Here is a 14003-nt window from a genome sequence, read left to right as displayed (position 1 = left end):
TGATGCCCAGGATTCGGAGTGCTTGCTCGGGTTTGTGGTGGATGGCTCGGGTGGTCTTGGCGATGTTGTCGGCTCCGAGGATCTTCAGCGTGCCGATGGTGAGGTTGCGAAACGCGGCCATGGCGCGGGGTGCGGTGCCGGTATGGACGGTGGAGGCGTCCTCGGCGAAGGCGACGTCTCGGATGTGGTGGCTGGAGTTCTCCACTCCCCAGTGCCCGCGGATCGCGGCGGCCAGGTCGGCCGGGCCAGCCTGGTGGGTGTCGGGGCTGGTGACGGCGTAGACGCTCTCACGACTCTCGCGGCGGCCGGTTTCCTTGCGGCGGCGGTGGACACGGATGGCCAGGCGGGCGTGGGGAAGGCGATACCGCCGAGTTCGTCGGCGATGGCGCAGGTCTTGACCGAACGGGACTCACGCCGGCTGTGCCCGGTCTCCGTGCGGGTGTGCTGGACGGCGATGTCCCGCCACGGCAGGGCCGCGAGCCGGCTGTGGGCGATGGGCTGGTTCGTCTTGATCACGGCGATGTAGTGCGCCTTCTTGGTCTCGGCCAGCCAGGAGATGTTCGCCTTGACCGAGTGCAGGGCGTCGAAGGTCACCGTGACACCGGCCAGGTCCAGCGGCGCGAGCAGCGGCTTGAAGTGCCTGGTTTCGTTCGTCTTCGCACCGGCCTCCACCGGGGCGAGCGTTGCGACGCGGCCGTGGGTGACCGTCGAGAGCAGGTGACGGCGGGCCGTGTCCCCACGGGCGGAGCCCTTGAGCGCCTTGCCGTCCACGGCGATGACGCGCCGCGGTCCGCAGGTGCCGGCCGACTCCACGGCCCTGCGGTGCCGGTCCGCGAGGTAGGCACCCACCGCCCGGTCCAGGGCATCACCGTCAACTGCCCCCGGCACACGCCCGGTCGTCGCCGCCGATGGACAGCGTCGCCACCTGAGTGGATGGCGACGGATACCGAGAGCCGCCAAGAGCCCGTTGGAAGCGTTCACGCCCCATTCGGCTCATCGATGCTCCTCGCACCCGGGACGACCGCACAGGCACACACCAGCAAGATCGCCGTCAGGGAGTACCACCGGCCGTGCCGCGAGCGCGGATCGGGCACCGCGTCGAAGTAGGGGCGCAGGTCAGCGGCCCGGTCCGCGTCCAGCGGACCCAGCTTCAGCAGGACGGCGGGGACAGGGGAAGATACTGCGGCAGGCACGGGACCTCGATGTGATCAGCCGGCATAGACACCCTGATGATCATCGGTCTCGTGCCTGTGCTGTTGCTGCGTCAACTCCCGCTGGGCGCACATGATCTACGCGATCCCGGAACTTGCAACCGCCCTGGGCCACACCAGGGCGATATGACTTGCCCCGCCCGCGCGGATCGCGCAGAGCGGGGCAAGGGGGGCAATCGACGGGATCGGCAAGGGGGTTGATGGCCGTTCCGTGACATTGCCGGTGCGGTCGGGGGTCAGGTTCTGCGGCGGCTTCCGGTGCGCTTCGCGCCGTTGGGCCACAGTCTCGGGCTCCGCTTCGCCGCGAAGTCCTCGATCCAGCCGAAGGCGAGGATCGCCAGCCCGATCAGCGGCCAGACCAGGAAGAACATCCACAGCATGTACGTGGAGTCGAGCGCGGCGGTCGCGCGCTCGCTCTCCATGAACGGGAGGTTGTACGCCTGGTCGATGATCGGGACCGTGGCCATGATCAGCAGGTTGTGCCAGAGGTAGATGGTGACCGCGCGGTTGTTGGACAGGGTCACCAGCTTGTCCCAGCGTGCCAGTCGGCCCGGCAGCTCCTGCCAGGACGGCGAGTACTGCAACAGAATGACCACAAACCCGAAGGACCACGTCGCCTGCGCCAGCGGGATGTCGTTCAGGTCCCAGCCGTCGGGGCCCAGATGGCCGGAGGCCCACCACAGGCCGAAGGCCATGACCAGCGCCGAGCAGGAGACCGCGAGATAGCGGGGGATGCGCTTCAGCAGTCCCTCGTGGTGGGCGAAGCCCAGGACCCAGCAGCCGCCGTAGACCGCGAAGTCCGTCACCGCGTTGCCCGTCTCGCCGGGGATGGTCACCAGGCCGGTGCCGATGATCGCGGTCAGGCCGAGCGGGGCCAGCAGGGTCGGCCAGGGGGCTCGCCGGAACGCCCACAGGAGCAGCGGGGAGGCGACGACGAACCACAGGTAGGCGCGCAGGTACCAGAGCGGACCCGCCGCCTGTACCGCCCAGGTGTCCTCCAGCAGGCCCGACTTCGAGCCGATGTGCCAGGGGAAGGGCGGGGCGCCGATCGGGATGATGTAGTCGATCAGCTTGACGAGGCCCCAGGTACCGCCGTTGTCCGGGTCCTTCACCGGGTTCCAGCCGCCCGCGAACATCATCGCCAGCGCCACCACGCTGAACGCCCAGAGCGGCGGCAGGAGCCGCCGGATCCGGCCGCGGATCACGCCCAGCGCCGGGCGTTTGAGCGAGCGCGCCATCAGGGAGCCGGCCAGCGCGAACATCACGCCCATCGACGGGAACAGCACGGTCAGCCAGGCCCAGCCGAACAGGTGGTAGACCACCACGCGGACCAGGGCTATCGAGCGCAGCAGGTCCAGGTAACGGTCCCGGCCCGAGGGTGGCTTGGGGACGGCGGCCGCCCCGGCCTCGGGGGGCGTGACTCCGGCCGCGGGGGCAGGGGGCGTGACTCCGGCCGCGGGGGCAGGGGGCGTCGCTTCGGCCGCGGGGGCCGTCGTCCGCTGGTGCGAGATGCCGTACGACGGCGTCGGCTCGGGGCCCGTGCCGGTCCCGGTCGTGTATCCGTGGGTCATGCCACGGGCCTCCGATCACTGCTGCTGCGGGTCCGCTGACGCGGCACCGGTCCGCCCGGTGCCTCGACGGCGCCCGTGCGGCGCAGTTTCTGCCAGCGCAGTCGGCCGCCGGTGAGCGCCGTGATCCAGGACTGGAGCAGCACGACGTACATGAGTTGGCGATAGAGGATCTGCTGCAGGGGCAGCGAGATGAGATGGGTCATGCGTTCGCGGTCCAGCCGGAACGCGTACGCCGCGCACACGGCCTGGATCGCCAGGACGCCCAGCCAGGCCACGATGGTCTTCTGCGTCGGCCCGAAGACCACGCCGTACAGGAGGAAGACGTCGATCAGGGGCGCCAGCAGGGGTGCCACGACCATGAACAGCGACACGAAGGGCAGGCCCACCCGGCCGAAGCGGCCCGACGGGCCCCGCTCCACCAGGGCGCGGCGGTGCTTCCAGATCGCCTGCATGGTGCCGTACGACCAGCGGTAGCGCTGCGACCAGAGCTGCTGGACGGACTCCGGGGCCTCCGTCCAGGCGCGCGCGTTCTCGGCGTACACGACGCGCCAGCCGTCCCGGTGCAGGGCCATCGTGACGTCGGTGTCCTCGGCCAGCGTGTCGTCGCTCATGCCGCCGATCCGTTCCAGGGCCGACCGGCGGAACGCGCCCACCGCGCCGGGGATCGTAGGCATGCAGCGCAGCAGGTCGTACATGCGCCGGTCGAGGTTGAAGCCCATCACGTACTCGATGTGCTGCCAGGCGCCGATCAGCGAGTCGCGGTTGCCGACCTTGGCGTTGCCGGCGACCGCGCCGACCCGCGGGTCGGCGAAGGGCTGCACCAGCTCACGGACCGTGGCCGGTTCGAAGACGGTGTCGCCGTCCATCATCACGACCAGGTCGTAACGGGCGTTCGCCAGGCCGCGGTTGAGCGCGGCCGGCTTGCCCGCGTTCAGCTGCCGGACGACGCGCACGTTCGGCAGGCCCATCGCCTCCACGATCCGTGCCGTGCCGTCCGTCGAACCGTCGTCGACGACGATGACCTCGATGGGGTGTTCGCTCGCCATCAGTGAACGGACGGTGTTCTCGATGCACTTCGCCTCGTTGTACGCCGGGACGAGCACCGACACGGGCTCGGTCACCTGCGGACCCCAGCTGAAGTTCTTGCGGCGCACCCGGCGGGCGTGCACGCCGGAGAGCAGCAGCATCAGCACGAAGCGCCCGATGACCAGGGTGCCGGTCACCGCGAGGCCGACCACGAGCACGCCGGTGATGTCGTCCGCGGCCTGGACCAGGAAGATCCACGCCTTGCCCTTCCACAGGTCGACGCCGGTGACCGGGGTCAGCGCGCTGGGCGCGCCGAGGGCCTCGGTCAGGTTGTCGAACCGGTAGCCGCGTTCCTGGAGGTCGGGCAGGAAGCGGTCCAGGGCCTGCACGGTCTGGTGGCGGTCGCCACCGGAGTCGTGCATCAGGACGATGGCGCCCTTGCCGCCGTGCGGGGTGGCGCGGCGGATGATCTCGTCGACGCCGGGCTTCTTCCAGTCCTCGCTGTCCGTGTTGTTGACGACGGTGATGTAGCCGCGGCTGCCGATGTACTCCGTGACCGGCCAGGACTTGTCGTCCATGGCGTCGGCGAAGGAGGAGTACGGCGGCCGGAAGAGCGAGGTGCGGATCCCGGCGGCCCCGGTGATCGCCAGCTGGTTCTGGGACAGCTCCCAGTCGATGCGCTTCTTCGACTGGTAGGAGAGATCGGGGTGGTTGAAGGTGTGCAGGCCGACCTCGTGGCCCTCGTCGACCATGCGCTTGACCAGGTCCGGGTAGCGGGAGGTCATGGTGCCGGTGACGAAGAAGACGGCGTGCGCGTGGTGCTTCTTCAGTACGTCGAGGACCTTCGGGGTCCAGTCCGGGTCGGGGCCGTCGTCGAAGGTGAGGACCAGGCGGTGGTCGGGGACGCGCAGGCTGCCGGTGCGGCCGCTGCGGGTGTCGATGACCGGGCCGCCGTCGAGGATCTTCTCGGGCACCCGGTCGGAGGATGCCTCGGGCTGGATGCGGTGGTCGGCGAGGATCTCGCTGTGCACGTAGCCGCGCAGCATCAGCATCGCGATCAGCGCGACGAGGACGAGCACGGGCAGCAGCAGGCGCATGGGCAGGCGGCGGCGCCGGGAGCCGTCACGGGCTCCGGACGCGGCCCCGTGACGGCGGGTGCGGAGTGCCATCAGAGGTTGTGCTCCGGGGACGGGTCGGTGGCGGACGATGCCTTGGAGCCGGGCTCCTTGGCGGTCGGCGCCGGGACGGGTGAGTGGCCGGCCAGCGTGCCGGTGCCGGTGCTGCCTCCGGCCGTGGACTCGGAGGGGTCGGGCGAGGGGCCGCCCGGGTCGACGGGTGCGCTCGGGTCGGGCGAGGGGGAGGCCGAGGGCTGTGTGGAGGGCTTGGGGCCGGTGGACGAGCCGCCGTCGCTGCCGCCGGCGCCCGAACCGGACGTGGACCTGCTCGCCGTCGGCCGCGGGTCGGCGGATGCGCCGGTCCTGTCGGGGCTGGTGGTGGCGCCGGGCTCGGTGACGCGGGTGCCCGGTTCCACGGCGGTGCCGTCGCTCGCTGTCGGGGTGGTCCCGGGGGTGGCGCTGCCGGTGCCGGACGGCCGGACGGGCTCGGTGGGCAGCGGAGAGGTGTCGACCTGGCTGGCCGGGCGGTCGTCGTTCTCGCCCGGTACGGGCAGCCAAGGGGCGTCGGAGCTGCCGGACAGGAGGGTGGCGACGATGATGACGGCGTAGACCGCGCAGGCGACGCCGACGAGCATGCCGAGGCGGCGGAAGCGGCGGCTGCGTCGTCCCGACTCGTCGACGAAGACCGGTCGGTCGGAGCCGTCCTGGCCGCCGACGGCACGGGCGCGCGCGGCCGTGAGGAGCCCGGTGTCGCCCAGCTGTACGGCATCGAGCTGGACCGTCACCTCGTGCGGATCGTGCGAAAGGTCCGCGGTGGGCGCGGCGCCGTCCTCACCGGCCGAACGGGACGTGTCCCAGGGGTCGCGCAGCGCCCCCGAGGGCACCGTGGCACCGGCCGTACGGGCGGTCCCGGCGGCGCCGGCACGCACTGCGGGCCAGCCACCGACGCCGGAACCGGCCGAACCTGCGGCACCGGCCGAACCGACAGAACCGGCCCGACCTGCGGCACCGGCCGACCCCGTGGAGTCGGCTGAACCCACGGAGCCTGAACCCACGGAACCCGCGGCCGGCCCGGGCCGGCCGGCCGAACCGCCGCGCCAGGCCGAACCGCCTGCCCCGGTCGCGGGCAGCACCGCCGTCTTCTCGGCATCGGACCTGAGACGCCCGCGCCCCGCTCCCGGCAGGGCCTCAGTCCGGGCCTCGGCCCTGGCCCCGGTATCGGGAACGTCGCGCTCCGCCACCTTCCCCGCGTCGGATCCGCTGTCCGGGCCTCCGCCGGACCGACCGTACGGCCCCGCGTCGGACCGGCTGGATTCCTTCGCGGACCGACTGTCGGACTCCTCGGCGAACTGGGTGCCGGACTCCTTGGCGGACCGACTGCCGGGCTCCCTCGCGGACCGGCTGCCGAACCACCCGTCGAACGTGTCGTCAGGCCCGCTGTCAGGGCCGCTGTCAGAACCCAGGTCCGCAGGGAGGGCCGACGTTGTTCCGGTCTCCGGGAATGTCTGGGTATCGCCCCCTGTCACCGGAAGGTTCCGAGTCACCGATGCGACATCGGGCCGTTCCGGTTGGGCGTCTTCTCGCCACTTCTTCACGCGCGCACATCCCCCCACGGGACAGTTCCGGGTGCGCTCACGACACCGAGCACCCGTCGACCGAACCGGGCCCCCACCCGGTCCGAGCGCCCCCTTTACCACAGCGTGCTCGGGTCATGAATGTAGCGCACGCGGAGGATGTGTGGTCGCCGGGTGTCAGTTCCGAGGGCACATCACCTCTTGGTCACTGGCCGGAATCCATCCCCCGGCGGGCCACCGCAGCCATCCCTCGGCGGCCGCGATCTCGGCCGCCGCCCCGCGCAGCGCATCGAATCCGGGATGGACCAGCCCCTTTCGCCACACGAGTGACACGGGTGAGAGCGGGACGGGATCGACAAGCGGGCGCAAAACCGTGCGGGGCATGGCCGGAAAGTCCATCACGGCGAGGACCGGGTTCCGCGTCTTCGCCATGATCCGCTCGAACTCCTCGCCCCCGACCGCCAGCGGAAGGGGGGACGCCAGCCGGATGTCCCATCCCTCGAAGAGGTGACGCGCGAGGTCGGTCCACTCGGGAGTGCGCGGATTGCCGGCCCCGGCATACACGGTCTCCCCCGCCAGCGCGGCCAGCGGCACCGCTTCCCGCCGGGCCAGCGGATGGTCGTCGGGCAGGACCAGGGCCATGGGCTCGTAGCGGACCGGCTGCTGTGCGAGTCCGGCCCGCAGCACCGGGTCCAGCCCGGCGAACCGGCCGAAGGACGCGTCGAGCCGCCCCGCGAGGAGTTCCGTCGCGGCCCCGGTCAGCCCGCTCTCGTAGCGGGCCATCAGCTCGCAGTCCGGGGCGAGTTCCCGGGCCCGGTGCAGCACCCGGCGGCCGGTGACCAGGCCGGGCGAGTTCAGGTCGACCAGCAGGGGCCGGGCCCGGCCGGCGGCGGCGAGCAGGTCGTCCTGGGCGGCGAGTACCCGGCGGGCGTACGGCAGCAGGCGCGCGCCGTCGGCGGTCAGCGTCACCTGCCGGGTCGTACGCAGGAACAGTTCGGCGCCCAACTCCCGCTCCAGCCGCCGTACATCCCGGCTCAGCGCCTGCTGAGCGATGTACAGGCGGGCCGCGGCCCGGGTGAAGTGCAGTTCCTCGGCGACGGTGACGAACGCGCGCAGCAGGCGGGGGTCGAGGTGGGTGGGAGCGGGCACGCCCGGAATCTACAACGGATGTGCGTGAATCCGCACCGAACAGGTGTTGGACCCCGAGATCGTCCTCGGACGACGGTTGCCCCATGCCACCGACACCCGCCGACGCCCGGTCCGAACCGCCCACCACAGCACCGCCCGAGGCACGCACACGGCCGACCGCCGCGGCACTCCCTCAGCAACAGACAGAACCGACCCGTGACACACCCGCGCAACCCCGTACCGCAGCACCTCCGACAACACAGCCCGCAGCACCCCGCACGCCACCGACCACAACACCCGCCCGGACAACCACCGAACCACCACCCGATGCCCCCGCTGTGCCACCCCACCAAGCCCCCACCGCCGACGCCCAGGCCGAGCCGCTCACCACAGCACCACCCGAGGCCCCCGCTGAATCATCCGCCCAAGCCCCCACCGCCCACGCCCAAGCTGCCGCCCAAGCCCCCGCCCGGGCCCGGGTCGAACCCCTCCCCCAGAAAGCCGCCCGAAAGACCGCTCGGAAAGCCGCCCGGAAACCGGCCAGGACAACCCCCGTCACCCCCTACCGCCGTCTCTTCGCCCGCCCCGGTGTCCGGGCCTTCACCGTCGGGAATCTGGTCGCCCGGCTGCCGATGGGCATGTTCAGCGTGAGCGCGGTCGTGATGATCGCCGGCTCGCGGGGCTCGTACGCGCTCGCCGGCGCCGTCACCGCGGCCGGACTCACGGCGACAGCGCTGGCCGGGCCGTGGCTCGCACGGCTCGTGGACCGGCACGGGCAGGCCCGGGTCGCCGTACCGGCCACGGTGTGCGCGGTGCTGGGCAGCCTCGCCCTGCTGCTGTGCGTGCGCTACGACGCCCCGAACTGGACCCTGTTCGCCGCGTACGCGGCCACCGCCACCACCCCCAACATCGGCGGGCTGTCCCGGGCCCGCTGGGCGCATCTGCTGCGGGACGACCCCGCCGCCCTGCACACCGCGAACTCCTTCGAGCAGGCCGCGGACGAGCTGTGCTACATGCTCGGCCCGGTGCTGGCGTCCTTCCTGACCGGGACGTTCTTCCCGGAGGCGGGCACGCTCGCCGGGGCGGCACTGCTGCTGACCGGCATGCTGGTGTTCGCGGCGCAGCGGGCGACCGAGCCGCCGCCGCGGGCGGCGCACGGGGGCGGCACGCCGTTGCGCACCCCCGGTTTCCCGCCGCTGCTGGCCTGTTTCGTCGCCACCGGCGCGGTCTTCGGCTCGATGGAGGTCGTGACGATCGCGTACGCGGACGGGCAGGGCCACCGGTCCGCGGCCGGTGCCGTCCTCGCCTTGCAGGCGGCGGGCTCGTGTGCGGCCGGGCTGTGGTACGGGGCCCGGGGACCGGCCCGCCCGCGGCTGCCGAGCTGTCTGCTCGCGATGACCGCGCTGATGTCGCTGCCGCTGCTCGCGGCCCGCGCCTCCGGGTCGCTGTGGGCGCTGGCGGCGGCCCTGCTGGTGGCGGGCATGGCGACCGCGCCGACGATGGTCACCGCGATGACGCTGGTCCAGCGGCAGACCCCCGAGGGCCGGCTGAACGAGGGGATGAGCCTCGTGGTCACCGGGCTGCTGCTCGGCGTCGCCTGCGGCAGCGCGGGCGGCGGCTGGGCCGCCCAGCATGCCTCGCCGACGGCGGGGTTCGCGGTGCCGGTCGCCGCGGCCACCGCCGCACTGCTGATCGCCTCGGCCACCGCCGCACCGCGCGCGGCCCGGCGCGCCCGTCGAACCGAGTGAAAGCGGGATGGCGCTGGTCGACTTCACCGGCCGACGCTGGTCGACTGCACCGGCGCGGCCGCCCGCGACCGCCGCCCGCGGCCGGTACGCCACGAAGCTGCCGAACGCGCCGACGCCAGGCCCCGCACGGCCCCCGAGACCGGCGCACCTACGACGAAGGCGACGTCCACCCGCGGTGTTCGCGGGCGCACGTCGCCTGTCGTGTTCGTGGAGATGGCGGGAATCGAACCCGCGTCCAACGGTGCGGAACCAGGGCTTCTCCGTGTGCAGTCCGCTGCGCTTTTCTCAGCCCCGGAGATCACGCGGACAAGTCTCCGACGGGCTCAGTCACTGTTTGGTTTCCCTCTTCACCCCGTGACCGGGATCAAGGTTTAGTCCCCTAGCTGATGTCAGGATCCGGGTCGGGAACGGCCCCGGGCTGACACTCCCTTTAGTAGGAGGCTCGCACTGGCTGCCTATCAGGCAGCGAGGGCGAAGGCCTGCTGGGAGGAATCGCGCTTGGTATTGGCGATTATTTTTTTCGGCCTGTGGTTTACGAGATCATGGCCGCTTCCTCGACACGCTTCCCCTGCTTCGACAGCCGCTGTCGAAACCGATCATCCCCATGTTCATTTTTCAATCCGCGCACCCGCCCCGGGGTGCGCCGCCATCGTACGTGACCAACGCACCCGCATGCCAGCCCATCCCCGCCGGCCGACGGTCACGACTGGCCGCGCTGCCTGCGCCGGGCCGCCGCCACCGCGCGGTCCGCCTCGCGCCGGTCCTGCTTCTCGCGCAGCGTCTGCCGCTTGTCGTACTCCTTCTTGCCCCGCGCGAGCGCGATCTCGACCTTGGCCCGGCCGTCCTTGAAGTACAGCGCGAGCGGCACGATCGTGTGTCCGGTCTCCTGGGACTTGGACTCCAGCTTCTCGATCTCCTCGCGGTGCAGCAGCAGCTTCCGCTTGCGACGGGCGCTGTGGTTGGTCCAGGTGCCCTGGCTGTACTCGGGCACATGCACGTTGTGCAGCCACGCCTCGTGCGCGTCGAGCTGCACGAAGCCGTCGACGAGTGAGGCCCGTCCCTGACGCAGCGACTTCACCTCGGTACCGGTGAGGACCAGACCGGCCTCATAGGTGTCCAGGATGTGGTAGTCGTGCCGCGCCTTCTTGTTCTGCGCGATCAGCTTGCGCCCTTTTTCCTTAGCCATAGTGCCGACCATTTTCGCACCATGCAGGGGGTACGGGGAAAGCCGATAAACCGCGGCGCTACGAGGGGTCGCCGAGCCCGCTGAGGACGGTCTCCGCCCGCTCCAGCGCCCGCTGGTCGGCCGCCAGGTCGGGGGTGATGCCCCGGCCGTCGACGGTGTGCCCGGAGGGGGTGCGGTAGTGGCCGACGGTCAGCTCGGCGACGGAGCCGTCGGGCAGCCGGGTCGGCATCTGGATCGAGCCCTTGCCGAAGGTGCGAGAGCCGACGACGACCGCGCGGCCCCGGTCCTGGAGGGCGCCGGTGAGCAGTTCGGCCGCGCTCATCGTCCCGCCATCGACGAGCGCGACCAGGGGTCTGGTGGTGTCGCCGGCGTCCTCGGCGTGCAGGGCGTGCTGCTCGCCGTCGACGTCGTAGGTGGCCACGAGTCCGCCGTCGAGGAAGGCGGAGGCCGCGGTGACGGCCTCGGTGACCAGGCCGCCGGAGTTGCCGCGCAGATCGAGGACGATCCCGGTGCCGGCCGGGGTCTGCCGCACGGCGCTGCGCACGACCTCGCCCGAGCCCTTGGTGAAGGCGTCGATCTTGATGACGCTGACGCCCGCGGAGGGCGTGTGGACGGTCACCGAGTCGGTGGACAGCCGGGCCCGGCGCAGGGTCTCGTGCCATGAGCGTGTGCCGCGCTCCAGGCCGAGCCGGACGGTGCTGCCCGCGGGAGCCTCCAGTGCGTCACCGCGCAGCAGGGAGACCACCTCGGTGACCGGCCGTCCGTCGGCCTCGGTGCCGTCGATGCTGCGCAGCCGGTCGCCCTTGCGGATCCCGGCGTCGGCCGCGGGCGACCCGGACCGCACCTTGGTCACCTCGATCCGGCCGTCGCCCGCGCGCCGCGCCCACAGGCCGACGCCGGTGTACTGGCCGTCGAGGGCCTCCTTGAACTCCTGGTACTCGCCCTGGGAGTAGACGGCGCCCCAGCGGTCCCCACTGCGGCTCACGGCTCGTTCGGCCGCCTCCATGGGGGACGTGCCGTCGGCCATGGCCTCGGCGGCGGCCCGCTGGACGGCGTCGGGGCGGATGGTCGCGCGGGCCGCGTCCTGGGGGGCGGTCCCGCGACCGGAGTGTTCGGGGTCGGGGAAGGAGCCGGTCGCGGCTCCGGTGACGAGCGCACCGGCGAAGACCAACGTCAGGGCCGCCCCGCGGCGGAAGCGGCGGGGCTGACCGAACGGGTCGCGGCCTGACATGGCGGTGAGTCTAGGACAACGCGAAGGGCCGTACGGCCGGTTGGCCGCACGGCCCTCTTGGCGTGCGTCACACCTTCAGGTACTTGCGCAACGCGAAGAACGCGGCAAGCGCGGGCATCAGCAGACTGGTGGCGAGGATGAGCGGGAGCTTCGTCAGCACGGCGTCCCAGCCGATGAAGTTGATCAGGTTCAGCTTCTGGGACAGGGCGAGGCCGTGGTCGATGATGAAGTACCGGGCGAGCACCAGGAATCCGCACGCGACCGTGCCGCCGATCAGTCCGGCGACCGCGGCCTCCGCGATGAACGGCGCCTGGATGTAGAAGCCGGAGGCGCCGACCAGACGCATGATCCCGGTCTCGCGGCGCCGGCTGAACGCCGAGACGCGCACGGTGTTGACGATCAGCATCAGCGCGACCACCAGCATCAGTGCCATCACCGCCCGCGCGGCCCAGTTCATGCCGGTGAGCAGCCCGAACAGATTGTCCAGGATGCCCTTTTGGTCCTGAACCGACTGGACGCCGTCGCGCCCGTCGAAGGCGGTCGCGATGACCTGGTACTTCTCCGGGTCCTTCAGCTTGATCCGGTACGACTCCTGCATCTGGTCCGGGGTGAGCGAACTGGCCAGCGGGGAGTCGCCGAACTGCGCCTTGTAGTGCTTGTACGCCTCGTCCTGCGACTCGTGGGTGACCTTCTGGACGACCGCCATCTTCTTCAGGTCGCCGAGGATCTGCTTCTCCTGGTCGTCGGTGACCGCGCCCTTGGCGCAGTTGGGGTCCGACTCGGCGTCGCTCTTGTTGCAGAGGAAGATCGAGACGTTGACCTTGTCGTACCAGTAGCCCTTCATGGTGGTCACCTGATCGCTCATCAGCAGCGAACCGCCGAACAGGGCCAGGGACAGGGCGACGGAGACGATGACGGCGAAGGTCATCGTCAGATTGCGGCGGAGACCTACACCGATCTCCGACAGTACGAACTGGGCGCGCATGGCGTCGGATCAAGCCTTTCCGTGGAACTCGTGCGGTGTCAGTGCTGGTAGCCGTAGACGCCGCGGGCCTGGTCGCGGACGAGGCGTCCCATCTCCAGCTCGATGACGCGCTTGCGCATCTGGTCCACGATGTTCTGGTCGTGCGTCGCCATCACCACGGTCGTACCGGTCCGGTTGATCCGGTCGAGCAGCTTCATGATGCCGACGGAGGTCTGCGGGTCGAGGTTGCCGGTGGGCTCGTCGCAGATGAGCAGCTTGGGCCGGTTGACGAAGGCGCGCGCGATGGCCACGCGCTGCTGCTCACCACCGGACAGCTCGCCGGGCATCCGCTCCTCCTTGCCGCCGAGCCCGACGAGGTCGAGCACCTGCGGCACGGACTTGCGGATCTCACCGCGGGACTTGCCGATGACCTCCTGTGCGAAGGCCACGTTCTCCGCGACCGTCTTGTTCGGCAGGAGCCGGAAGTCCTGGAAGACCGTTCCGAGCTGGCGCCGGATCTGCGGCACCTTCCAGTTGGAGACGCGCGCGAGGTCCTTGCCCAGCACGTGCACCTGGCCGTGGCTGCACCGCTCCTCTCTGAGGACCAGCCGCAGAAAGGTGGACTTTCCGGAGCCGGAGGATCCCACGAGGAACACGAACTCGCCCTTCTCCACTTCCAGGGTTACGTCCCTGAGTGCGGGGCGGGTCTGCTTGGGGTAGACCTTGGAGACATTGTCGAATCGGATCACGGATGCACCACGGGTCGCCGGGGGTAGATGTGCGTGACCATACGCGAACCCGGTGGGCGAGCGCAGTCGCCGTTGAGGTTGTGCGGAGCTTGTACATTTTTGTGCCGGGTATGGGCCCGAAATGCGCCGGGTATCCGGGGTGACCGTGGCAGCGTGCCCGGTGCCTGCGGCCCGCGCACGCTGCGCGGGAACCTGGCACAGTGGGGAGGGGAACGTTCTCGTTCCCGTGGGCGTTGTCCGCATGACGGCCGGTGCAAGGAGGGCGAGCGCATGACATACGACCGGTTGGTGTGCGCTAACTGCGCGGCGCCTGTGAGCGAGGGCCGGTGCCCCGTGTGCCGGGCCAACCGCGAGCGGCTGCAGCAGGGCTTCTTCCAGGACGGATTCCTCGCCGGACTGAACCCCATGGCGCTGATCGCGCTGCTGGCGGTGCTGATCGCCGCGGTGGCGCTGCTGGCGCACCAGACCGCGTGAGCGCGCCGCAGAGCGGCTGAGGACGG

Annotated in this window: 12 protein-coding genes and 1 other RNA gene; 2 read left to right on the top strand and 11 right to left on the bottom strand. The window is 71.1% G+C overall.

Going from position 1 to position 14003, the window contains the following annotated elements; translation table 11 throughout:
* Window positions 1–84 precede the first annotated feature (84 nt).
* The 6 genes from ACWEKM_RS42990 to ACWEKM_RS42965 all read right to left on the bottom strand — a co-directional run bounded on the left by ACWEKM_RS42990 (window position 85) and on the right by ACWEKM_RS42965 (window position 7646).
* Window positions 85–888 carry a hypothetical protein gene (locus ACWEKM_RS42990; protein WP_451626745.1) on the bottom strand — a complete coding sequence of 268 codons (804 nt, stop codon included), beginning with the start codon at window positions 886–888 and terminating at the stop codon, window positions 85–87.
* A gap of 89 nt (window positions 889–977) precedes the next feature.
* Window positions 978–1193: a transposase family protein gene (locus tag ACWEKM_RS42985; RefSeq protein ID WP_451626744.1), complete on the bottom strand. Its 216-nt coding sequence runs from the start codon at window positions 1191–1193 to the stop codon at window positions 978–980.
* A gap of 254 nt (window positions 1194–1447) precedes the next feature.
* Window positions 1448–2782 (bottom strand): acyltransferase family protein, encoded by a 1335-nt coding sequence (locus ACWEKM_RS42980; RefSeq protein ID WP_451626743.1) that lies wholly within the window; start codon window positions 2780–2782, stop codon window positions 1448–1450.
* Window positions 2779–4977, bottom strand: coding sequence for a glycosyltransferase (locus ACWEKM_RS42975; protein ID WP_451626742.1), 2199 nt, complete (start codon window positions 4975–4977; stop codon window positions 2779–2781). Before ACWEKM_RS42975 ends, ACWEKM_RS42980 begins: the two co-directional genes overlap by 4 nt.
* Window positions 4977–5852, bottom strand: a complete 876-nt coding sequence (locus tag ACWEKM_RS42970; protein ID WP_451626741.1) for a hypothetical protein — start codon at window positions 5850–5852, stop codon at window positions 4977–4979. Before ACWEKM_RS42970 ends, ACWEKM_RS42975 begins: the two co-directional genes overlap by 1 nt.
* Window positions 5853–6674: 822 nt before the next feature.
* Entirely contained in the window at window positions 6675–7646 is a 972-nt protein-coding gene (locus ACWEKM_RS42965) for a LysR family transcriptional regulator (protein WP_451626740.1), read from the bottom strand.
* A 593-nt stretch (window positions 7647–8239) separates the two neighbouring features.
* On the opposite strand from ACWEKM_RS42965, the gene ACWEKM_RS42960 reads away from it, so the two are divergent.
* Entirely contained in the window at window positions 8240–9373 is a 1134-nt protein-coding gene (locus ACWEKM_RS42960) for an MFS transporter (RefSeq protein WP_451626746.1), read from the top strand.
* 205 nt (window positions 9374–9578) lie between these two features.
* Here the strand turns inward: ACWEKM_RS42960 and ssrA are convergent.
* The 5 genes from ssrA to ftsE all read right to left on the bottom strand — a co-directional run bounded on the left by ssrA (window position 9579) and on the right by ftsE (window position 13503).
* Window positions 9579–9977, bottom strand: a transfer-messenger RNA (tmRNA) gene (gene ssrA, locus ACWEKM_RS42955).
* Window positions 9978–10073: 96 nt separating this feature from the next.
* Window positions 10074–10559, bottom strand: a complete 486-nt coding sequence (gene smpB / locus ACWEKM_RS42950; protein ID WP_451626739.1) for an SsrA-binding protein SmpB — start codon at window positions 10557–10559, stop codon at window positions 10074–10076.
* Between the two features lie 58 nt (window positions 10560–10617).
* Window positions 10618–11790, bottom strand: coding sequence for a S41 family peptidase (locus ACWEKM_RS42945; protein WP_451626738.1), 1173 nt, complete (start codon window positions 11788–11790; stop codon window positions 10618–10620).
* Between the two features lie 67 nt (window positions 11791–11857).
* Window positions 11858–12775 (bottom strand): permease-like cell division protein FtsX, encoded by a 918-nt coding sequence (ftsX, locus tag ACWEKM_RS42940; RefSeq protein ID WP_451626737.1) that lies wholly within the window; start codon window positions 12773–12775, stop codon window positions 11858–11860.
* A 38-nt stretch (window positions 12776–12813) separates the two neighbouring features.
* Complete coding sequence (gene ftsE, locus ACWEKM_RS42935; RefSeq protein WP_451626736.1) at window positions 12814–13503, bottom strand: cell division ATP-binding protein FtsE; 690 nt, start codon at window positions 13501–13503, stop codon at window positions 12814–12816.
* A 270-nt stretch (window positions 13504–13773) separates the two neighbouring features.
* On the opposite strand from ftsE, the gene ACWEKM_RS42930 reads away from it, so the two are divergent.
* A complete protein-coding gene (locus ACWEKM_RS42930) occupies window positions 13774–13977 on the top strand; it encodes a hypothetical protein (RefSeq protein WP_451626735.1) in 204 nt (67 codons plus the stop codon).
* Window positions 13978–14003 lie beyond the last annotated feature (26 nt).

The sequence above is a fragment of the Streptomyces sp. NPDC004752 genome (genome assembly GCF_053601275.1).
This window is presented reverse-complemented; position numbering and strand designations above follow the sequence as displayed.

Coding starts and splice junctions, on each gene's coding strand:
- ACWEKM_RS42930 (WP_451626735.1), top strand. CDS start 13,774: ATGACATACGACCGGTTGGTGTGCGCTAACTGCGCGGCGCCTGTGAGC.
- ftsX (WP_451626737.1), bottom strand. CDS start 12,775: ATGCGCGCCCAGTTCGTACTGTCGGAGATCGGTGTAGGTCTCCGCCGC.
- ACWEKM_RS42980 (WP_451626743.1), bottom strand. CDS start 2,782: ATGACCCACGGATACACGACCGGGACCGGCACGGGCCCCGAGCCGACG.
- smpB (WP_451626739.1), bottom strand. CDS start 10,559: ATGGCTAAGGAAAAAGGGCGCAAGCTGATCGCGCAGAACAAGAAGGCG.
- ACWEKM_RS42975 (WP_451626742.1), bottom strand. CDS start 4,977: ATGGCACTCCGCACCCGCCGTCACGGGGCCGCGTCCGGAGCCCGTGAC.
- ACWEKM_RS42945 (WP_451626738.1), bottom strand. CDS start 11,790: ATGTCAGGCCGCGACCCGTTCGGTCAGCCCCGCCGCTTCCGCCGCGGG.